General features: G+C 32.1%; 15 protein-coding genes and 2 tRNA genes. 5 read left to right on the forward strand and 12 right to left on the reverse strand.

The window, feature by feature from the left end:
* Nucleotides 1-4: 4 nt before the first annotated feature.
* Both Q0828_RS06525 and Q0828_RS06530 read right to left on the reverse strand, forming a co-directional pair.
* Nucleotides 5-1,489, reverse strand: coding sequence for a M56 family metallopeptidase (locus Q0828_RS06525; protein ID WP_298418726.1), 1,485 nt, complete (start codon nt 1,487-1,489; stop codon nt 5-7).
* Nucleotides 1,486-1,854 carry a BlaI/MecI/CopY family transcriptional regulator gene (locus Q0828_RS06530; protein WP_298418727.1) on the reverse strand — a complete coding sequence of 123 codons (369 nt, stop codon included), beginning with the start codon at nt 1,852-1,854 and terminating at the stop codon, nt 1,486-1,488. Before Q0828_RS06530 ends, Q0828_RS06525 begins: the two co-directional genes overlap by 4 nt.
* Before the next feature lie 133 nt (nt 1,855-1,987).
* Between Q0828_RS06530 and Q0828_RS06535 the strand changes: the two genes are divergently transcribed.
* Nucleotides 1,988-2,488 carry a DUF456 domain-containing protein gene (locus Q0828_RS06535; protein ID WP_298418729.1) on the forward strand — a complete coding sequence of 167 codons (501 nt, stop codon included), beginning with the start codon at nt 1,988-1,990 and terminating at the stop codon, nt 2,486-2,488.
* Between the two features lie 27 nt (nt 2,489-2,515).
* Here Q0828_RS06535 and Q0828_RS06540 read toward each other — a convergent pair whose 3' ends face one another.
* From Q0828_RS06540 to trxA, 6 genes are all read right to left on the reverse strand, one after another.
* Nucleotides 2,516-7,078 carry a TonB-dependent receptor plug domain-containing protein gene (locus Q0828_RS06540; protein ID WP_298418730.1) on the reverse strand — a complete coding sequence of 1,521 codons (4,563 nt, stop codon included), beginning with the start codon at nt 7,076-7,078 and terminating at the stop codon, nt 2,516-2,518.
* Nucleotides 7,079-7,081: 3 nt separating this feature from the next.
* The gene (locus tag Q0828_RS06545; protein ID WP_298418732.1) at nt 7,082-9,919 is read right to left on the reverse strand and encodes a carboxypeptidase-like regulatory domain-containing protein; all 2,838 of its coding nucleotides are present in this window, start codon (nt 9,917-9,919) and stop codon (nt 7,082-7,084) included.
* A gap of 426 nt (nt 9,920-10,345) precedes the next feature.
* Nucleotides 10,346-10,419 (reverse strand) — tRNA-Asp (locus tag Q0828_RS06550).
* Between the two features lie 357 nt (nt 10,420-10,776).
* Nucleotides 10,777-10,850: transfer RNA gene (locus Q0828_RS06555), tRNA-Asp, on the reverse strand.
* An 85-nt stretch (nt 10,851-10,935) separates the two neighbouring features.
* A complete protein-coding gene (locus Q0828_RS06560; RefSeq protein ID WP_298418733.1) occupies nt 10,936-11,865 on the reverse strand; it encodes a DUF58 domain-containing protein in 930 nt (309 codons plus the stop codon).
* Between the two features lie 221 nt (nt 11,866-12,086).
* Nucleotides 12,087-12,407 carry a thioredoxin gene (trxA, locus tag Q0828_RS06565; protein ID WP_298418734.1) on the reverse strand — a complete coding sequence of 107 codons (321 nt, stop codon included), beginning with the start codon at nt 12,405-12,407 and terminating at the stop codon, nt 12,087-12,089.
* Between the two features lie 292 nt (nt 12,408-12,699).
* Here trxA and Q0828_RS06570 point away from each other — a divergent pair, with 292 nt between their 5' ends.
* Together Q0828_RS06570 and Q0828_RS06575 are read left to right on the forward strand one after the other, a co-directional pair.
* Nucleotides 12,700-13,128 (forward strand): SRPBCC domain-containing protein, encoded by a 429-nt coding sequence (locus tag Q0828_RS06570; protein WP_298418736.1) that lies wholly within the window; start codon nt 12,700-12,702, stop codon nt 13,126-13,128.
* Nucleotides 13,118-13,444 (forward strand): metalloregulator ArsR/SmtB family transcription factor, encoded by a 327-nt coding sequence (locus Q0828_RS06575; RefSeq protein ID WP_298418738.1) that lies wholly within the window; start codon nt 13,118-13,120, stop codon nt 13,442-13,444. The genes Q0828_RS06570 and Q0828_RS06575 overlap by 11 nt, the downstream gene beginning before the upstream one ends.
* A gap of 11 nt (nt 13,445-13,455) precedes the next feature.
* On the opposite strand, the gene Q0828_RS06580 is transcribed toward Q0828_RS06575, so the two are convergent.
* The 4 genes from Q0828_RS06580 to dnaE form a co-directional block, all read right to left on the reverse strand.
* On the reverse strand, nt 13,456-14,475 hold the full coding sequence (locus Q0828_RS06580; protein ID WP_298418740.1) for a transglutaminase domain-containing protein: 1,020 nt from the start codon (nt 14,473-14,475) through the stop codon (nt 13,456-13,458).
* A gap of 26 nt (nt 14,476-14,501) precedes the next feature.
* Complete coding sequence (locus tag Q0828_RS06585; RefSeq protein ID WP_298418741.1) at nt 14,502-14,909, reverse strand: carboxypeptidase-like regulatory domain-containing protein; 408 nt, start codon at nt 14,907-14,909, stop codon at nt 14,502-14,504.
* Between the two features lie 135 nt (nt 14,910-15,044).
* A complete protein-coding gene (locus Q0828_RS06590; protein WP_298418742.1) occupies nt 15,045-15,701 on the reverse strand; it encodes an HAD hydrolase-like protein in 657 nt (218 codons plus the stop codon).
* Nucleotides 15,702-15,793: 92 nt separating this feature from the next.
* Nucleotides 15,794-20,176, reverse strand: a complete 4,383-nt coding sequence (gene dnaE / locus Q0828_RS06595; RefSeq protein WP_298418744.1) for a DNA polymerase III subunit alpha — start codon at nt 20,174-20,176, stop codon at nt 15,794-15,796.
* Between the two features lie 313 nt (nt 20,177-20,489).
* On the opposite strand from dnaE, the gene Q0828_RS06600 reads away from it, so the two are divergent.
* Nucleotides 20,490-20,993: a 30S ribosomal protein S16 gene (locus Q0828_RS06600; protein WP_298418745.1), complete on the forward strand. Its 504-nt coding sequence runs from the start codon at nt 20,490-20,492 to the stop codon at nt 20,991-20,993.
* Between the two features lie 70 nt (nt 20,994-21,063).
* Nucleotides 21,064-21,591, forward strand: a complete 528-nt coding sequence (gene rimM / locus Q0828_RS06605) for a ribosome maturation factor RimM (RefSeq protein ID WP_298418747.1) — start codon at nt 21,064-21,066, stop codon at nt 21,589-21,591.
* Nucleotides 21,592-21,599: the final 8 nt, after the last annotated feature.

Here is a 21,599-nt window from a genome sequence, read left to right on the forward strand (position 1 = left end):
GGTGTTAATGTATTTTAAATGCAATTGGCAATAAATATTTTATACTTACTGGTTTCCCATCTTTTTCTCCAGGCGCTAATTTTGGTAACATTAGTAAAATACGCTCAACTTCTGTTTCCAAATCAGGATGTGGTGCACGAACATTCATATCAGTTACGGCTCCGTTTTTATCTATAATAAACTTTGCATAAATTTTTTGAACTTCTTCTCCTAACTCTAACTTCCCAGCCATTTTCATATCAAAATTTTTATTAACATGTTTTTGGATACTGAGAATAAAACAATCTTTCAATTCCTCTAAAGTTCCAGAAGATTCACAACCTGGAAAAACTGGTGCTTTATCTATAACTTTGAACTCAATAGGGTCACTTTGTAATTCACTATAATTACCACCTTCAGCAATGCGTTTTTTACGAATGTTAAGGTAATCTTCATATGATTGAAGTTTGTATTCCTTCGCAAATTCTCCATCTTTATCTACTAGTTTTGAAATTTCAGTCATCAACTTAACTACTTCATCATATTGCATTCTAGTGAAGTATTCATCATCTTTAAGATTTTGATTAAGTTCATTCAATCGCTTATACAGACTTTTAAGTTTCGCATCTTTATCTCCTGGATCAACACTTTCAATAGTATATTCAATATCTGCTATATTAGTTGCATTAGAAGTATAGAATAATGAAAGGATTAATACGGGTACTAATACTAAGTACTTTAACTTTAAAATTTGACGGGATTTTTGTTTTGTTAACATAATAATTCGTTTTTTAATTAATGAGTGTTTAAAGAATTGATTGGTAAACGAAAAATGCTGTGTTTGAAAGACTTCAGCCAACAATTTTTCATAATAATCGGATTTGTTATTTTCTTTAGCTACAGAAGCATCTGCGATATATTCATGTACTTCTGAGATTCGTTTTTGATAGATATATACTAACGGATTGAACCAACATAGAATACGTAAGAGTTCAAAGTATAATAAGTCGATAGAATGTTTTTCACGAACGTGAACCAATTCGTGTGAAAGTATGTTTTGTAATTTTTCTTCGCTAATATTATTTCCAATAAATACATAATTGAAAATTGAAAATGCAACACTACTATTGGGTATTTTTATGATTTTATGATCTCCTTTATGTACAATGATCCCTTTTAATTTTAGTTGAATCAATTGTGTTATTTTGTATATGAACAATGAACTACTCACTACAATTCCTATAATAACATACCAATTCCATGATGGAGCAATAACTTCTACTGTTTTTTCAGGCGTTAATACAATTTCGGGCAACAATACTATATATTCTTGCGGAACCGCATTTTGAAAGCTTTCAATTTTAATAAAAGGCAATACAAAAGAAATCAGTGAGGAAAAAATTAAGTAAACTCTGTTCCAATTAAAGAATGTCTCTTTTTTTAAAAATAAATCGTATGCTAGTAAAAATAGCAATTGAAACGCTAAAACTTGAATGAGATATTGTATCATGATTGCTTGTTATTTTTTTCAATTTCTTTGAGAATATCTTCTAACTCAGAAGTATTGATATCATTTTTTTGCATGAAAAACGAAACCATACTTTTAAAAGATCCTTGAAAATAACCATTCACTAATTTCGAAATAGATTGATTGCTATATTCTGATTGAGCTAATAAAGGAAAATAGATATGTCCTTTACCTACTTTTTCATACCCTACAAATCCTTTCCCTTCTAGAATTCGAACAATTGTAGAAACAGTATTATATGCAGGTTTTGAACCTTTAAAATTTTCAATAATAGTTTTTACGTTTGCCTTTTTCAGTTGCCAGAGGATTTGCATAATCTCCTCTTCTGCCTTCGTTAATTGTTTCATATTCAATTAAATTTATTCAACTAATTCCTTAGTTCTACGAAACAAATATAACTAAAATTTTAGTTTAAACTAATTTGTTAGTTTAAAAATTGTAACATTTTTTAATTCTTAACGTCATACAGAAAAAACAGTAATGGATATTTTCTTTACAATACTAGGTTTCTTTTTAATGCTTCTTGGTATTATTGGCAGCTTCTTACCTGTACTTCCTGGACCAATTACCAGTTGGTTTGGGCTACTTTTATTATACCTTACTGATGCAATCCCTAATGATTGGACATTTTTAGGAATTACACTTGTAATTGCTATTGTTGTTTTTATAATGGATTACATAATTCCCGCCATAGGAACCAAACGCTTTGGAGGAAGTAAGTACGGAGTATACGGAACTACTATTGGTTTAATTTTAGGATTAATATTTATTGGGCCAACCGGAATTATTATAGGACCGTTTGTAGGCGCTTTAGTTGGAGAATTGGCATTTGCTAATAAAGATGCAAATAGTGCTTTTAAAGCTGCTTTTGGATCATTTTTAGGCTTTTTGTTTTCTACTTTTCTAAAATTTATTGTAGCCGTTATCTACTTTGGTTTCTTCATGCGTGATTTTTGGACATACAAGAGTGTTATTTTTTAAATAGAATTCATTAAGTACATTTTTCTATTATTTTAAAATATTCACTTTACTTCCTGCTTTCCAGGTTTTAAACTCATCTCCATAATACAAATATACTGTACTGGCTGGCGCTTGATAGTTTCCTGGAACGTCTGCTTTTAAATCTAAACGAATTGTTTTGGTTTCGTTTGCTCTGAAAAATCGCCAATAGAACACTAAATAGTTGTCAAAAATTTCATAGTATGCTATTTCATTTTCTTCCATCAGCTTTTTAAGTTGCCACGATTGTGGTGTTGTTCCAGATGGAATACCAATAATCGCTGTAACCATTCCTAAGTTTTCATTCTTCTTATTGATGACATTGATTGCCATACTCACATTATCTCCTACATTATACGACTTATCCGCAATAATAGTTTCTAGGTTTATCGGAGACTGCGCTGACGATTTTGGTAAAGAACTATCATAATTAATATTTAAAGAATACGGAAATGTGTTTTTAGGATTTGAAAATTTGACTTTTATTTTTTGGTTTCCTCTCGTTATATACGAATCAATATTATTAATAGTGATTTTACCGTTTTTAGCAATGTTTAATTCACTATTTAATTGTTTTCCATTAATTGTTAACGCCACAAAATCACCTTTTGCTACTAGTTTTGTTTTTTGAGTTTTTGTATATTCAATTAATGCTTTTAATGCCATTGCTGTAGATTGCGTAGAGCCAAAACTATTGTTTTGTCGTTTGCTTACTAAATGCTCAATACCTTGTGAGATTAAAATTTCGTCAGGCTTCTCTTCTTTTAATAAAGCAAGTAGAGAAAAAGCAACCGCTTCTATATTTTTGGCATTACCATAAGAACGTGTAATTGTGTTTTCTACTGGTAACTGCGAGAAATTGTATATTTCTATATTCTTCTTGATTTTACCAATCAATACTTGCGCATTTTTATTTTCACCAAGATTGAAACTAACGCAAGCCAACAATGCCATTTTATAGGTATCATTAGTCTTTAAGGCATCTTGTAGTGCATACTGATACTCTTTTTCAATTGTTACATTTACTCCAGATTCGCTTAAAGCATATATAATGTAAGCGTTGGCTACGTCATCTGGTGAACTCGCAAAACTATCATATCCCTTATTACTTCTATTAAATCCTCCTTTTCCATCACGCCTGCTCAACAACCATTGAACTGTTCTATCAATCATTTTTTGATCAACGTCTCCAAATACTTCTTTCATCTCAGTAAATTCCAAGATACCATATGCAGTAAGTGTTTCATGTGGCGGCGTTTTTCCAAACCATTCAAAACCGCCCTTTTTGGTTTCAAAACTAATTAAGCGCTTGTAACCTTCTTTTATGAAACTTAATGCTTGCTTTTCAATTTCGGGATTACTTTTATTAGCTTCTTTTAGATATTTTAAAACCATAATGTTAGGATACGTAGCTGAGGAAGTTTGCTCAAAACATCCATATGGTTTTCTGATCATTCCTTCTATTCCATCCATAACATCACCAATAATATCTGTGTAAATGGTAAAATCGGCTTCCAGACTTCCATCTACTGCATGATCTACTGAAAAGTTATACGATGCTGATTTAGATCCTGAAATGGAAACCTCCGTTGGAAAATAAGGACTTAGTATTGTAGCTTCTCTTTCAACAAAATCAGTTAAACTCTCCGATTTTAAATCAATACCAATCATCACTTTTTCAGCTTTTTTAATTGGCTTCACTTTTACATATTTTACAATGCTACTATTTGCTTCAACAACAATATTTTTATCATACGACTCCAACAATTCAAGTGCTTTTGGAAGTTTCATTTCTAAAGTAGTTTCAATCCTTTCCCTTGTTTCATTCGTAATGGTAACTGGCAATATTACAGTATCATTCAACACCATATAATTTGGTGACTTAAAATCAACATTTAATAACTTTTTTGTAGCATAATCTTTCTTTTCACGTCCAACTAAACCATTGTATCCAATACCTTCCACAAGAACTTGAAAAGACGTAATTGCATCTGAATTATATAATTCAAACGAAGCTTTTCCGCTTTCATCAGTTTGTACTACCGGATTCCAATAAATGGTTTGCCTAAAGTCTTTACGCTCCTGTGGTAATTCTTTACTATCATACATAGGAATGTAAAATTGCTTTGCAGTATATACGTTGGTAGGTTTATTATTGGAAAAAGTTTTAAAAGCATAATTTTTATACTTTGCATACTTCAATTTTTTCTTTCCCCAATTATGGAAATTTGATTTTTTTGTGGTAATTACGACAACACCATTTGTAGCGGCACTACCATATAAAGAAGTAGCTGCTGCATTTTTTAAAATAGCAATATTATCTATTTCGTTATTATTGATTTTTGATAAAACTTTACTATCACAAAGAACTCCATCTACAATAAATAAAGGTTGATTATTTCCTTTTATTGAACTTGCACCTCTGATTGAAATTGTAGTCCCATTTCCATATGCCCAATTAGAGTTTACTATTTCAATTCCTGCTGCTCTACCTCGTAACACCTGTGCTATAGATTCATTAGCTCCTAACTCTTCTGACTCTACCTCAACTACATAACCAGCCACATTATTTATTTTTTCAACTCCATAAGCTACAACAACTACTTCACCTAAACTTGCGTCATCACCAGCTAAAGAAACTGACACATTTGCTTTTTTCTTTATTTTTTGTTGTGTTGGATTATTAAATTTTGACGGCGAATCTTTTAGTCTGTTTTTATTTTTTTGTGCTGCTGCGGGTGCACCATCATTGCTAGTAACTAACCTTTCTTGTTCAATGATTTCTAACTTTCTTCCATCTTCTGTATAGGCAATCAAAGTAAGATTATATGCGCTATTAAATTTAAAATAAAATTGTCCCTTTTTGTTCGTTTCAAAAGCTAGTACTTTATTTCCGTATTGATTAAATAATAATAATTTAGCATGTACCGGATTTCCTTTTTCATCAACAACTTTACCTGATTGTATCGTAAATTGCTCTGGTAAATATGCCGCTTCACTTATTAAGACTGGTTTCTCTATATAATTTCTCCAACCATGTGTAAGCATCACATAATCTAATGCTTTATATGACTTTTCTTCTTCAGGGTTGAAATAGAAGTTTGGCTTGTGTATTTTTGCCTTTAGCTCCGATGATAATAATAAATATGATAATATATGATCTTGTTTATCATCTGCATAAGACAATAATTTATTATCAACAATTGCTACAGATACATTTGAAGGAATAGGATTATTGTCTTCATCTTTTGTAGTGATTGTTACTTTTACTTTTTCGCGTGTTAAATAACTTTCTTTGTCAAGTTCTACGTCAATTTGAAGCTGCTTGTGTGCATTTAAAAAGACCAATCTTTCTGCTAACGGATTGTTATCTGTATCAACAATTCTAAATTTTGTAATACCAATAGGAAATTTTTTGGTATCTATAGAAATATTATGCTGCTTATATGTTATTCTTTTCTTCAATAACATGTTTTCAGTATCTGAAATTTCTAAATACAATTGTTTATCAATAGTTGTGTTTACTTGAATTTTTGTTAATAAACTATCTGTTTGCACCATAAAATTTACTCCTTTTTGATGAATTTCTGGAAGTGTTATTTTTTTCACTGACGCAAAAGGAACAGTTAGTTTTGCATAGTATTTTCTAGCGAAAGCTGGATTGAGATAAAAAGCGCCCATACCATCATGAAAACTCTCAAAAGAAGTTACAAAACTTCCATTTTCGTCTATGATATTACCCTGTACATCAACAGGTTTCCCAAATTCATCAATAGCTTTAAAAGCTACATTGCTTTTTACGCCTTGTATTAGTTTTCCACTTTCTGGAAAAAATTGCAGATCAATCGTATCCAAGACCATCGGAATGCTTCTTGAAATAGATTCCGTTGTACCTTTGTGTGGAATTTGAATATTGAGCACAACATCTCTTGTAGCTACATCATCTGGAAGTTTAAATTGCAATTTTGCTTTTCCTTCTTCGTTTGTATTATCTTTTTTGGAAAGAATCACTTCTCCTTTTATAGAAACTTCATATGATAGTTCTGTATTACGCAACGGATTGTTTTTTAAATCTTTTGCTTCAAAATTTGCTACTACTGAAGATGATTTTCCATATCCTTTCTTTTCAAACTTTAATGATAATAATACATTTGGCTTTATAACTTTTTGAACGGTTATTTTCTTGGTAAAGAAAGCTTCATCTCCATAATTATGCATCCAGTTGGTGTACATTTTCATTGTATAAATTCCTCCTACCCAATTTTTATTAATTGCAAAATCGCCATAAGCATATCCTTGATTGATTGCCAATTTTAATCTTTTTACAATACTTCCTTTTGGTGAGATTAATTCTGCGTACATGACATCATTTACGGTAGAAATTGTATGATCTCCGTTAACAACATATGACTTGAACCATATGGTTTCACCTGGAAAGTAAAATGGTCTATCAGTTTGTGTATAAATTTTTTCTAAATTTCCTTTTTCTCCCTGTGCATTTACCTGCATTGCAAAACTTGCTAAAAATGCTACACACACTATTTTAATGAGGTTGTTTTTTAATGCTTTCATAGCCTAAATTTTTATATTTAATGTTAAACCAACCTCGCTTAAAAGTGGCGTATTGAAAAAGTTAAGTTCTTGAGCGGAGCTATTTCCATACAAAGCTCCATAAGGTGAGTTTCCTCTGAATTTTGACCAAGTGAATAGATTTTTTGCATACAAGCCTAATTTACACTCTCTAAAGAAAGGATCTTCATTGTGCTTATTTTCAAAAGAGTATGAGATATCAATTGATTTGATATTCACGTAACTTGCATCTACAATAGCATCTTCTGCAACACCTTCAAAACCATATTGAACAAATCTGTTTTCTGATACAGGATTCCCAGAATTGTAGAAATCAACCGGAATTGTATTTGTATTTCCTTGTTGATTAACTCCATTGAAAATAAAATTAGTGATGCCTCTATCTGTTGCAGATTGTTGTGAAGTCCCTAAATAGTTGAGGACATTTTGAGTTCCATTCCAACTATCGCCGCCTTTTTGAATATCAATGACAATATTTAATGCAAAATTCTTCCATTCAAATGTATTGCTAAAACCTATATTATAATCAGGTATTGGGTCACCAATAATTTGAGATGTTGGGTTTACCAATGGAAAACCATCATCGCCAATTACAAGATTGTTTTGTGCGTCTCTTTGGTAAGCACTACCGACAATTACACCTGCAGGCTGACCAACTATTAGATTTTTAGACGTTGTTGAAAATCCAGCAATTGGAATTCGTGCTTCATTAGTTGATAGTTTTTTGACTTCGGTATCATACGTATTAAAAGAAACACGAGGTTTATAGTAAAAATGACTCCCAATTGAAACTCTTGAATCGATACTAATTTCGAATCCTGAACTTTTAATATCTGCAACATTAGCTAAGCTAAAAGCTCCATTGTTGATGACAGGAAAAACACTTCCTTTTGTTTTTGTGTAGTAATGCGTAAAATCTATATCAGTTCTTCCTTCAAGTATATACAAACCTACTGAAAGATTCGTTTCATAATTAAACACCTCTTCCAAGTCAAGAGCAGAATTGATAAATAAATCGTTGTTAGAGGTATAACTCAAACTTTCTTGCGGAGAAATAAGCAAACTATTATGACTTAAATTATTATAATAAAGCGGAGCGTCATTAACATCAAAAGATATATTTGAAGACAATGTCAAATTATTTAACATTCCATATATATCAAACAATCTACTTAGGTTTACTTTAGTGTAAAACGACGGTAAAAACCATTTATCATCTTGTATGGATGAATAATAGGAATTATTAGTAAATTTAAATGTAACTTCTCTATCTAAGTCATATGAAAATTGATTCAACAATCGTAACGTACTTCTTGTTTTTGTTTGATTTATTTGAATCGTATTTGCTGCATTTTCAAATGAAAAAGGAGTAAAACCTGAAGATTCTAGCAATGAAAAACCTAAGTCCTGATGTACATAATTAATAATTGACTTAACCTTAATTTCATTATCATTACCTGTATAAGTATTGAATGTAAAACTACCAACCGCATTCAAATTATTTTCTTTGATTTGTTTATTACTTGCAAATCCTTCTTCAAATCCTGCCGTTCCATTTACTACACCAAATTTTTGTTCTTGGTTTGCATGTCTGTAGTTTAACTTTCCTTTGAGTTTGATATCGTCTGTAATATCAATTTCATTTTGAATACTGGCTACAAAAGAGCTGTTTTCAATTGCGTTTCTATTAGTACTTAACAACCATTCAGGATTATTGAATTCTGTATTAAATCTTCGTTGTGTATTGTTTGCTAAAGTTGCTCCTTGACTGTTGCTGAAAGATGGTGGTGTTGCCCACAGATTTAAAAGTAAGTTATTTTGAAAACCGTTGATGTTTGGCTGATTATCTTTATCTACTTCATAAATAACAAACGCATCCCATCCTAGTTTATCCCTTTTTCTATTCTTTTTGTAATTGATTTTGAACTTGTTATTAAAACTCCGTTCTCTATTGTATACATCTTTAAAACTTTGGTTAGAAAAGTTAAAATTGATAAGGTTTAAATTTGTAGATAGATCAAAATATACTTGATGCGAATTAACAATTATATTTTCAAACAATGAGTTGTCATATGAATTGGCAGCAATTCCATTTCCACTTCCTTGATTCACTAATTGTCCATTTGTATCGTATATATAATTAGCGCTGTTAAACTCAAGTGTGTTAAGCGCAGGTCCATAAGAAAATGGATTCCCTGTTGCTGCTCCCTGAAACGCGAGCGCTCCAAAAATTGGAATTCCCTGACTAAAAGAACGTTGCAATTCTGGTAAATTTCTGTCTCTGACAAATTGAAATCCAACACTTGAATTATATCCTATTTCATAAAAAATGTCTGAAGGAAAGTAAGTTAATCTTACATTTTCTTTTTGAATTTCAACATCTTTAATTCTGTTATACTCAAAATAAGTTTCATTTTTATTATAAGTCCTGTTAGAATTTTCAAGACTTTGAACAAAATCGACTTCTTTTTTAAGCTTATTAATAGTTTCTGAATATGCATCAGAGTGTATTTTTTTTACGGATACGTATCGTAGTTTTGTATTGGTTACTTCTCCAAACATTTCAGGAGACACAACAACTTCTCTCTTTGCCATTCCAATATAGGTAAAGACTAAAGTTTCGCCAACACTACATTCAATAGTATAGTTTCCATCAAAATCTGCTACAGTTCCAATAAAGGTTCCTTTTACAATAATGCTAGCACCTGGTAACGGAAGACCGCTATCATCAAGTAGCGTTCCTGAAATTTTTCCTTGTTGTGCAAATAGTATCGATGTTGCCAACAAACAAACAACTGCAAGTATTTTATTTTTCAAATTCATTTCATTATTGGTATTACTGAAATATTAATTTCTTGTATCAAATGTATAGACACGCGTTAATATTAAAAATCAATAATGAGTGAATAGGTATTTTAACTTAGGGAAGTGATATAAATTTACTTTTATACACTTTACAGTAGATACGTATAAAGTATTTAAAGAGAGTTTCTTAAAGGAACGATAAGACCTTAATTTTCATCAAGATTCCTTCAACTTACAATTTAGTGTGCGTCCTTCGGGCTTTTCAGAATTGAGTTTCACTAAAATAAAAAAGCATCCCAATCTTCTTTTAAAAGAAAATAGGAAAGCTTTTCATTGGTTTAACTACTAAACCAAGGTAAATCAAGGATTTACCTTAAACAACACAACTAAATCATTTTGCCAAAAAAAGCTTCTCTTCGAGGGAGAAGCTTTTTGCAATTTTAGCGGTCTGGACGGGATTCGAACCCGCGACCCCATGCGTGACAGGCATGTATTCTAACCAGCTGAACTACCAAACCGTTGCTTGATTGCGGATGCAAATATACACCACAATTCTATTTATACAAACATATTTTGCATAATATCAAAAACTAATAATGATAATTCTTTATACGAACTCTTATTAGCTAGCAATATTTTAAGAATTATTATTGAGTTTGAAAAAAATTTCTAAAGAAGTTTTTTAATGATTTATTAAAGAAGAATTGTTCTAAAATAAAAAAAGCATCCCAATCTTCTATGAAGAAAAAAGGAAAGCTTTTCATTGGTTTAACTACTAAACCAAAGGTAAATCAAGGACTTACCTTAAACAACACAACTAAATCATTTTGCCAAAAAAAGCTTCTCTTCGAGGGAGAAGCTTTTTGCAATTTTAGCGGTCTGGACGGGATTCGAACCCGCGACCCCATGCGTGACAGGCATGTATTCTAACCAGCTGAACTACCAAACCGTTGCTTGATTGCGGATGCAAATATACACCACAATTCTATTTATGCAAACATATTTCAATGAAAAATTTATTTTTTTTCATTTATTTATGCAAACTTTTGTCTTTCAACCAAATACGTTATTAAAATTTTTTCAAAATTTTTCGTGATATCTGCAGGAACGTACTTTATTTTGTATTGAGCGCATTTCATTTTTAATCGTAAAAAATAATCTGAAACAGCTTTTTGATAATTTTCTTGAACAGTATCTGCGTACAAATCGATATGTTCTCCAGATTCTACATCAATAAATCGTTTTGGTTTGTTATCAAAATCGAAGTTTACTTCTTTTTCCGCATCAAACACATGAAATAAAATAACTTCATGTTTGTTATATTTTAAGTGTTGTAATGCTTCAAATAATTTTTCATCTTCTACTCCATCCTGAAACATATCTGTAAAAAGAAAAATAAGGCTTCTACGATGTATTTTCTCTGCTATTTGATGTAGATAGGTGTATGTATTCGTTTTTTTATTAATTCGCTTTGTAGTGACAGTTTTATCAAGAGCATTTAGCAATAATTGATGATGACGTTCACTTCCTTTTTCTGGCGCATAAAAATCATAGTTATCCGAGTAAATACTCAAGCCAATAGCATCTCGCTGTTTTTTAAGAATATTCATCAAGGAAGCTGTTGCCAATACAGAAAAACCTATTTTATTTAAGTTATCAATAGATGGAGAAGTTACTTTTGGGTAATGCATGGAGGAAGAATTATCAATAATGATATGGCATCTCAAATTGGTTTCTTCTTCATATTTTTTAGTATATAATTTGTCAGTTTTTGCAAAAAGCTTCCAGTCAATATGTTTGGTGCTTTCTCCTGAATTGTAAATTTTATGTTCTGCAAATTCAGCAGAAAACCCATGAAATGGACTTTTATGCATTCCAGAAATAAACCCTTCAACTACCTGTTGCGCAAGTAATTCTAGGTTTTTAAACCCTGAAGTTTTATTAAATTCTTGTTGTAAGTTCACAAGCGTTATTCTTTAGTAAAATATATTTTTATGAAATATACTGATTTTAGTCGTTATGCGACAACTCTTTGCGTTAAAGTAACTATAATGAATTGCCTAGCAACAATAATTATAGATTTCAATTTTCAATACATCTTTCAGGTTTTTGAAAATTGAGTTTCACGAATAAAAAAAGGTTTGGCATAACACCAAACCTTTTCCTTTTTTATAAAAATTATTTTTTAAGCTAATAACTTATCAATAGCTTCTGTATATACGTTTTTTGGAGCAACTCCTACTTGACGACCTACTAATTCTCCTTTTTGGAAAATTAATACTGTTGGTATATTACGTACTCCAAACTGAGCAGCGTATTTTTGGTTAGCATCAACATCTAACTTTCCTACAACAGCTTTTCCTTCATATTCATCAGCGATTTGATTTACTACAGGACCTAACATTTTACAAGGTCCACACCAAACTGCCCAAAAGTCAACCATTACTGGTTTGTCGCTATTCATTACTATTTCTTCAAAGTTAGCATCTGTGATTTCTAAAGCCATAATATTTATTTTTTTAATTTATTTTTTTGTTAATATGCAATATTAGTCAAATATTCTGCCAAAACTTACACCGCTAGTATTAGTTTTGACTATACTTCTATTGTTTTTTTTTATGTATTAATTTCAAACTCATATAGATGCGCAAAGATACTGAATTAAACTATTTTTTATACATTTTAAAATAATATAGCATCTGTGTTTAAAAAAATACGCAACCAAAAAGTTGCTTATTCGAATTTTATTCTTAATTTAGCAACCAATCAGTTGCATATTAATTTAATTTATATCTATTATGAAAGACGCAATACAAAAAGAAACTATTTTTCAACATCCAATTGATGTTGTTTGGAATGCCATTACTACGGCAGAAGAATTGTCTACTTGGTTTATTAAAACTAATTTTAAAGCCGAAAAAGGATTTCAATACACTTTTTTCCCTGTCGAAGAAAAAGGTTGCGAAGCTATTACTGGAGAAATAAAAAGTGCCAATCCTTATACATTAGTGTATACTTGGGAAGTGGCGGATACAAATGTTGAAACTCTAGTTAGCTGGACTTTAGAAAAAGTAGCAGAAGGCACCAAATTGTATTTAAAACATTCAGGTATTTCTAATTATACTGGAGAAACTGCCATTGCTATGTTTGAAAGTTTTAATGGCGGTTGGGATAATTGTATTACAAATTTAGAAGCCCATTTAAAAGAACACATACATGCAAGATAAGATTACAAAATTATTCAAAGCTATAGCAGATCCAACAAGGCGTGATATTTTTCACGCCTTAGTGATTGCTAGTTCAACATTATCAATTTCACAGATTTCAAATCAGTTTGAAATGACACGACAAGGAATTACAAAACATATTAAAACACTTGAAGAAGCTGGTTTGGTTTCTTTAGAAAGCAAAGGTAGAGAACGCTTTTGCAATGTGCATACACAGCCGTTGCAAGAAGTCAATAAATGGTTGAAATTTTACGAACAGTTTTGGGGTGATTCTATGCAGGATTTAGGTAATTATCTAGATTCTAAAAATAGTTAGATAGCTTTCTATTACTTTTTGACTTCAAACGAATACGTAGCTATTAAATCATTTTTGATGTATAAATGCACGTCATAATAGCCTCTAAAGTCAAATGCATGTTCGAAGATTAAAGTTGTTTTCTCTGTGGAAATGAAACTAGGCTTTACTTTCTTTTCATTTTCATTTTTTTCAACAATCAGATGAACATCATTTTTATTTATATTTTTCAATAAGCGATATCGAAATGTAACTTTTTCATTTTGCTTAACGGTATTGTCTAGTTTTTTTGGCTCAAGGTGATTGCTGAAATAGTTATACGCGTTTCCATAAATTACTGGTGCTTCTAAAAACATATTAAAAGTTGGTTTTTCTTCTGCTAGTAAAAACCATTCTTCATTTTGAGGATAATGATTTATAGAAAATATATTTGGATCTGACAGAAAAAAACCATCATTAAAATAAAATTGAAAGCGATATGTTGTAGGGTTTGGGATTCCACTTGCCCAAGTTGGATCGCAGAGATACCATTTATCGTTGAGTTTTACGGCATTCCAAGAGTGATTTGGCGAGTTTATGTCTAATGTTTCAATATTGATGGTACTCGTTCGCGCATGACCATTTACTATTTTACATTCAATGCCTGCCAAACTTGCTAATTCTTTTACTAAATAAGCATATCCTGTACAAACTGTTCTATTCTTTTTGAGGAGCTTTTTGAAAGCTGTTTTTTTAAATTCAGCATTCCATGCAGCAAGTTTTACACTATCATTTCTGTAGCGCCTGCGTTTTCGCATGTTTCTTGTAAACATGCTATAATCATTAGAAATATTACTACAAACCCATTTAAATATGGCTCTAAAACGCTCAATATCTGTTGTTAATTCAGAAGTTAGTTTGTATGATAATTGAGGTAGATTGGAAAGATTTTCATCTTTGTATTTCAGTGCAATTTTATCTGCTTTATCAAATTTTACAGTTTTAAAATCAGCAATTTGTGCATTGGACTGAAATACAAAAATGAATAAAAAAATATACGTTATTCTTCTCATTAAGTAATTACGATGTGTATCAATAACTAGTTGTTACGTTTCGATTTGTAACGTTTGTTCGAGTTTGGAGCACCTGTAAATTCAAATACTTCCTCATAAATTGTTAGTTTGATAAACGTAGTAGTGTCTTTAATTTTAAATTCTTTCGTTTTATATCCAATAAAACTAATGACTAAGACATCTCCTGTTTTTAAAGCAGTTGGGAATGTAAACTCTCCTTTTTCATTCGTTACAACTCCCATATTGGTATCTTTTAGAATGACATTAGCGCCAAGGATAGGTCCGCTTTCATTACTAACAATACCTTTTATCGTTTTACCTTTTTGTGAAGTAGTTGTATTTGATTGTCCAAACATTGGATTAAATGCAAAAATGGCAAATACCAACATTGTAGTATACCACAGCTTTCGTGTACTTGTTAATTGAATCTTCATAATGCTAAATATTTTGTTTTATCAAATTTATGATTAGAAATACGCTTAAAAAAACTACATTGAGTAAACCTCTACTCTGAATGAGTGAATGCAATTTTTATACAATTTACAACTTTAAGCTGATATGTATCTGATTCACAATAAATTTATATCAAATTCTTTAAAATTGACAAAGTGATGTTTTGCGCCTTTTGCTGCTAGTTTTTCTTTGTTCTTTTCTCCAATTCCTATGAATTCAAGGTTTAAATTTTGTGCAGTTTTCACATCCCATATTCCATCTCCAAGAGAAATAACACGCTTAAATTTTTTTACACCAAAATATGTTTTCGCTTTCGCGATGGCAGCATTTACGATTTCTTCTCGCGTAAGATAATGGCTTGAAGTAACTAGCAATTCTTTATCATATCGAATATTAGCGCGATTTAGCTTTAAGATTGCTGGTTTTAATAATGAACCCGTAGCAAAACAAACTCCATAATTGGTTTCCGTCAAAATTTTATTCAAAAAAGCATCTGCACCTTGAATTTCCGTAACACTTGCATCTAGAATTTCTTTTAAAAATTCATCTTCAAAGCGCGTTAATATTTGATTAGAAAACCCACGATTTATCACTATTTCATAGTTTTCTTTGGCAATATAACTATCCGTTAAATGTGTGTAACTTTCCCAATTCGTATTTACAGAAGAAACCCCAATAGCTTTCATCGCTTTTACAAAACCAGTTTGATGTACATTTTCGCTATCAAGTAAAGTTCCATCAATATCAAAAACGAGTAGATTTTCTTTTTTCATAGTGTACCGTTGCAAATCTCAATTTTAATCAAAACAAGACTTCTCATTGTGTGCAATCGTTCATCTTTTGAACTTCCCCAAATTGAGTCTCACTAATTAATTTTATACTTTACCTCTTCTTCTTCTAATGCATCCAACAATTCTTGTGTAATATTTACTTTTCGTTTTTTACTTGACGTTTGCAATTTGATTTTTTCCTTTGCTTCGTATAGTGTAAAATGTAACGATTTATCACCTTTGTGCGTTTCTACAATATCATTAATAAAATCAAGTTTTTGATTCTCTAATTTATTCACATCTAATAAGATTGTCAATTTCCGCGCAGCAGTTTCCATTATATCTTGCAACAATTGCATAGAATTGAATTGAATTCTTGGGTCGCCACGTTTTCCAGTGTCTTTATTTACCCAACCTTCTTTGATAAATGCTTTTATGTACACAAATGAATTTGGCACGAAGAAATGTCTAAACTTTAAATAATCTTCTCCAAAAATTCTGAATTCATATGAGTTTAAATAATCTTCCACTGTAAATAATGCCCAACCTTTTCCATTTTTCGAAACTCTATGTTGCACATCAGTTACAACACCCGCAAAAGGAATTTCACGGTTTACATAGTTCTCCATTTGCATGAAATAAGATAAATCTCCTTTACAGAAATATTTCATTTCTGCTTTGAAATCATCTAACGGATGCCCCGAAATATAGATTCCGACAACTTCTTTTTCACGTGCTAGTTTTTCCATAGTTCCCCATTCTTCACATGGTGGAACTTTTGGTTCTTCTATTTGTACTTCACTGGCTTCTCCAAATAAACTTACTTGCGAAGAGTTTTGGTTTTCTTGAAATTTTGCTCCGTATTTTACTGCTTTTTCTAAAAATGTAATGGTATCATTTTCGGTGTGAAAGTATTGTGCGCGATGTGTATCTCCAAAAGAATCAAATCCGCCAGCTAAGGCTAAATTTTCAAATGCTTTTTTGTTTGCTGCGCGAAGATCGATTCTTTTAGCCAGATCGAACACAGATTTATATTTTCCTTCAGAACGTTCTTTTACAATCGTTTTTACAGCTCCATGTCCAACTCCTTTGATGGCTCCCATTCCAAAACGAACAGCTCCTTCATCATTTACTGTAAATTTATAGAATGATTCGTTTACATCTGGACCTAATACATCTAGTTTCATACGTTTACATTCTTCCATAAAGAAGGTAATCGTTTTGATATCATTCATGTTATTAGAAAGTACAGCTGCCATGTACTCTGCAGGATAGTGTGCTTTTAAATAGGCTGTTTGGTAGGCAATCCAAGCATAACATGTTGAATGCGATTTGTTGAAGGCATAGGCAGCAAATGCTTCCCAGTCTTTCCAAATTTTTTCTAATCTATCTTCGGCATGTCCTTTAGCTGAAGCTTGCGAAATAAATTTCGGCTTCATCTTATCTAGTACAGCTTTTTGCTTTTTACCCATTGCTTTACGCAAGACATCGGCTTCACCTTTTGTAAAGTCTGCCAATTTCTGCGAAAGCAACATCACTTGCTCCTGATATACTGTAATTCCGTAAGTTTCTTCTAAGTATTCTTCACATGCATCTAAATCGTACTCAATGTCTTCTTCTCCGTGTTTTCTACGAATAAAACTCGGAATGTATTCCATTGGACCTGGACGATACAATGCATTCATTGCAATTAAATCGGCAAACGTTGTTGGCTTGAGCGATTTCATGTGCTTCTGCATTCCAGGCGATTCATACTGGAACACACCTACCGTTTCTCCACGTTGGAATAACGCATACGTTTCTTCATCTTCCAACGATATATTCTCAATATCGATTTCTACATCGTGCTTGTATTTTACTAGTTTTACGGTATCTTTTATAAGGGTTAGGGTTTTTAGTCCTAAGAAATCCATTTTTAGCAGACCAGCATCTTCCACAACCGAGTTATCAAATTGTGTACAGTACATTTCTGAATCTTTCGCCAACGCAACAGGAACGAACTTTGTAATATCATCAGGCGTAATGATAACTCCACAAGCGTGAATTCCGGTATTACGTACCGAACCTTCCAACACACGTGCCATATTTACGGTTTCCGCTGCTAAATCATCTTCTTCCGAAATATTTACCAATTCATTAATTAGTAATACTTCTTCTGCTCTAAATTTTTGTTTTAATTCAGCTTCCGATTTTCCGAAAATCTTTGCAAGTTTCGTATTCGGAATCAGTTTAGCAATCCTATCCGCATCACTTAAAGGTAAATCCAATACACGAGCTGTATCACGAATAGAAGATTTTGCTGCCATCGTTCCATACGTAATAATCTGTGCTACCTGATTTTCACCATATTTATCAATTACATATTGCATCACACGACCACGACCTTCATCATCAAAGTCAATATCAATATCGGGCATGGATACACGATCAGGATTTAAGAAACGCTCAAAAAGTAAATCGTACAGCATTGGATCAATATTCGTAATCCACAAACAGTAGGCAACTACCGATCCTGCTGCAGATCCACGACCTGGACCAACCGAAACATCCATGTTTCGGGCTTCCCTAATAAAATCTTCTACAATTAAGAAATATCCTGGATATCCTGTGTTTTCAATTGTTGCCAACTCAAAATCGAGTCGCTCTTCAATTTCTGGCGTAATTTCACCATATCGTTTTTTTGCACCTTCGTACGTTAAGTGTCTTAGAAATTTGTTTTCTCCACGTTTTCCGCCATCAATTTTATCTTCTTCAAACTGAAATTCTTCTGGAATATCAAACGCTGGTAATAATACATCACGTGCTAACTCAAAAGGCTCTACTTTGTCAATGATTTCTTGAATAGAAAGTATGGCACTTGGCAAATCTTTAAACAAGGTTTTCATTTCATCAGGCGACTTGAAATAGTATTCCTGATTTGGTAATCCATAACGATAACCACGTCCACGTCCAATTGGCGTTGCTTGTTTTTCACCATCTTTTACACATAATAAAATATCATGCGCATTTGCGTCTTCTTGTGAAATATAATAGGTATTGTTAGTCGCAACTAGTTGTATTTCATGTTTTTTTGCCAACTTCACCAAGACATCATTTACACGATTTTCATCTTCTTGATTGTGACGCATAATTTCTACATAGAGATCATCTTGAAAAGTTTCTTTCCACCAAAGCAATGCTTCCTCGGCTTGTATTTCTCCTATGTTTAGTACTTTATTCGGAACTTCTCCATAGAGGTTTCCAGTTAAGACTATTAAGTCTTCTTTGTATTGTTCTATTATTTTTTTGTCAATTCGCGGCACATAGTAAAATCCTTTTGTATAGGCGATTGATGACATTTTTGCCAAGTTGTGATAACCTTTTTTATTTTTGGCTAAGAGTACAATTTGGTATCCGTTGTCTTTTCTAGTTTTATCTAAATGATCTTCACATACAAAAAATTCACAACCGATAATTGGTTTTAGAAGTTGTTCTGTACTAGTTTCTCCTTTTGCTTCTGCTTCCGCGATGCGTGCCTTGACGCCTTTATTATGGTTTCCGACTTGTTTTACAAAGTGAAATGCTCCCATCATGTTGGCATGATCCGTAATGGAAACCGCTTGCATATTATATTTGCTTGCTGCTTTTACTAAATCAGGAATACTTGAAGTTGATTGTAATACGGAGAATTGCGAATGATTGTGCAGATGTACAAATTCGGCATTTTGTAATGCTTGAAGGTTTTCTGCAATTTCTTCTTTAGAAATTCCGCTTCCACCTTGTTCTTTTTCTAAACGCTTACGAATTTTCTCTGATGCCGCTTTTAGATTGATATGTTTCAACCCGATCATCTCAATCGACTGTGGATTGTTTTCAGAGAAACGTTCAAAATAATCTGGCAATACATCTAATTGCTCAGTTGTATATTCTTTTCTACGAACAAGTTCTAAGAAACAACGTGTAGTTGCTTCCACATCGGCAGTTGCGTTGTGCGCTTCACCAAATCCTACTCCAAAAAGATATTGGTGTAATTCTGTTAGTGTTGGTAATTTGAACTTTCCTCCTCGTCCACCAGGAATTTGACACAAACTTGCTGTTGCTTCTGTACACGTATCTAGCACAGGTAGTTCCTGTAATGTATTGGCAACATCTTCTCTGTAGAATTCTGCGCCCATAATATTTACATCAAAGCCAACATTTTGTCCGACAATGAATTTCGTTTTAGAAAGCGCTATGTTGAATTTTTCTAAAACCTCTGAAAGTGTAATTCCTTGTTCGGCTGCTAATTCTGTAGAAATTCCGTGAATTTTTTCGGCATCATATGGAATATTAAAACCTTCTGGTTGCACCAAATAATCCTGATGTTCGATCAAGTTTCCTAATTCATCATGCAATTGCCAAGCGATTTGAATACATCTTGGCCAATTGTCTGTATCAGAAATTGGTGCATCCCATCGTTTTGGTAACCCTGTTGTTTCGGTATCAAATATTAAGTACATATGTTGCTTTTGTGTAGAGGAAATTGAACGGATAAAATTACAAATTTATTTCCTGTTTTTTAATGAGAGTTATTAACACTGTATTAGTGACTGAATGACATGTTGAAGCTCTTTTTAGCACCGACTACAACTATCTGTCTTTGAGTTATTAACTATATTTGACGTGCTAAAAAAGCGACTAATGAAGGCACGACCACACTTTTTCGTGTGGGAATATCAAAAAAAGTTAATTTAAGTAGTTGTGTTTCAGAAATAATAGTATTTTTGCGCCTCATTAATAACAGAGGTCGAGAACCTCACAAATTAATTTTTTATGCCTGTTAAAATTAGATTACAGAGACACGGTAAAAAAGGAAAACCTTTTTACTGGATCGTTGCAGCTGATGCACGTTCAAAAAGAGATGGTAGATACTTAGAGAAATTAGGTACTTACAATCCAAACACTAACCCTGCAACTATTGACTTAAACCTTGATGGTGCTGTAGCATGGTTACAAAACGGTGCTCAACCAACTGATACTGCACGAGCAATCCTTTCTTATAAAGGTGCTATGTACAAGAATCACTTACTTGGTGGAGTTCGTAAAGGTGCTTTAACTGAAGCGCAAGTAGAAGAGAAATTTACTGCTTGGCTTGAGACTAAAGAAGGATCAGTACAAGGAAAAGTTGACAGTTTAGCGCAAGCTGAAGCAGATGCAAAAGCGAAAGCTTTTGAAGCAGAGAAAGCTGTAAACGAAGCTCGTATTGCCGCAAATGCTCCTGTTGTAGAAGATGCAGCAGAAGATGCTGGAGAAACTCCTGCAGGTGAAGAAGAATAAATTATAGACTTACATATAATTTTTAGCCTAGTAAATACTAAATTTGCTAGGCTTTTTTTATGATATAGATATGCGAATTGAAGATTGTTTTTATTTAGGAAAGATTGTTAAGAAGTATAGCTTTAAAGGTGAACTTTTAGCAAAATTAGATACAGATCAGCCAGATTTGTATGATGATTTAGACGCCGTTTTTATAAAACTCGGACGTAATTTTTTACCATTTTTTATTGAGAAATCATCATTACACAAATCGGATTTGTTACGGTTGAAGTTTGAAGATATAAATACGGAAGAAGATGCAGATCAATTACTGAAATGTGAATTATACCTGCCTTTGGAGTTTTTACCAAAGCTAGAAGGCAATAAGTTTTATTACCACGAAATTATTGGTTTTACAGTTGAAGATGCTTCTTTTGGAACCGTTGGAAAAGTTACTGGTGTGAATGATAATACATCCCAACCTTTGTTTGAAATTGAACGCCAATCAATTGAAATTCTAATTCCAATTAATGATGATATTATTAAGGAAGTGGATCGTGACAATAAAACTATTCATGTTGAAGCACCAGAAGGTTTAATTGATTTGTATTTACAATAAAAAGTACG

The organism is uncultured Kordia sp. (assembly GCF_947496985.1).
Taxonomy (GTDB): Bacteria; Bacteroidota; Bacteroidia; order Flavobacteriales; family Flavobacteriaceae; genus Kordia.

What these genes read in the sequence shown, in the direction of transcription:
- Q0828_RS06525 (WP_298418726.1), bottom strand. Translation starts at nt 1,489, where the DNA reads ATGATACAATATCTCATTCAAGTTTTAGCGTTTCAATTGCTATTTTTA.
- Q0828_RS06530 (WP_298418727.1), bottom strand. Translation starts at nt 1,854, where the DNA reads ATGAAACAATTAACGAAGGCAGAAGAGGAGATTATGCAAATCCTCTGG.
- Q0828_RS06535 (WP_298418729.1), top strand. Translation starts at nt 1,988, where the DNA reads ATGGATATTTTCTTTACAATACTAGGTTTCTTTTTAATGCTTCTTGGT.
- Q0828_RS06540 (WP_298418730.1), bottom strand. Translation starts at nt 7,078, where the DNA reads ATGAAAGCATTAAAAAACAACCTCATTAAAATAGTGTGTGTAGCATTT.
- Q0828_RS06545 (WP_298418732.1), bottom strand. Translation starts at nt 9,919, where the DNA reads ATGAATTTGAAAAATAAAATACTTGCAGTTGTTTGTTTGTTGGCAACA.
- trxA (WP_298418734.1), bottom strand. Translation starts at nt 12,407, where the DNA reads ATGGCTTTAGAAATCACAGATGCTAACTTTGAAGAAATAGTAATGAAT.
- Q0828_RS06570 (WP_298418736.1), top strand. Translation starts at nt 12,700, where the DNA reads ATGAAAGACGCAATACAAAAAGAAACTATTTTTCAACATCCAATTGAT.
- Q0828_RS06575 (WP_298418738.1), top strand. Translation starts at nt 13,118, where the DNA reads ATGCAAGATAAGATTACAAAATTATTCAAAGCTATAGCAGATCCAACA.
- Q0828_RS06580 (WP_298418740.1), bottom strand. Translation starts at nt 14,475, where the DNA reads ATGAGAAGAATAACGTATATTTTTTTATTCATTTTTGTATTTCAGTCC.
- Q0828_RS06585 (WP_298418741.1), bottom strand. Translation starts at nt 14,909, where the DNA reads ATGAAGATTCAATTAACAAGTACACGAAAGCTGTGGTATACTACAATG.
- Q0828_RS06590 (WP_298418742.1), bottom strand. Translation starts at nt 15,701, where the DNA reads ATGAAAAAAGAAAATCTACTCGTTTTTGATATTGATGGAACTTTACTT.
- dnaE (WP_298418744.1), bottom strand. Translation starts at nt 20,176, where the DNA reads ATGTACTTAATATTTGATACCGAAACAACAGGGTTACCAAAACGATGG.
- Q0828_RS06600 (WP_298418745.1), top strand. Translation starts at nt 20,490, where the DNA reads ATGCCTGTTAAAATTAGATTACAGAGACACGGTAAAAAAGGAAAACCT.
- rimM (WP_298418747.1), top strand. Translation starts at nt 21,064, where the DNA reads ATGCGAATTGAAGATTGTTTTTATTTAGGAAAGATTGTTAAGAAGTAT.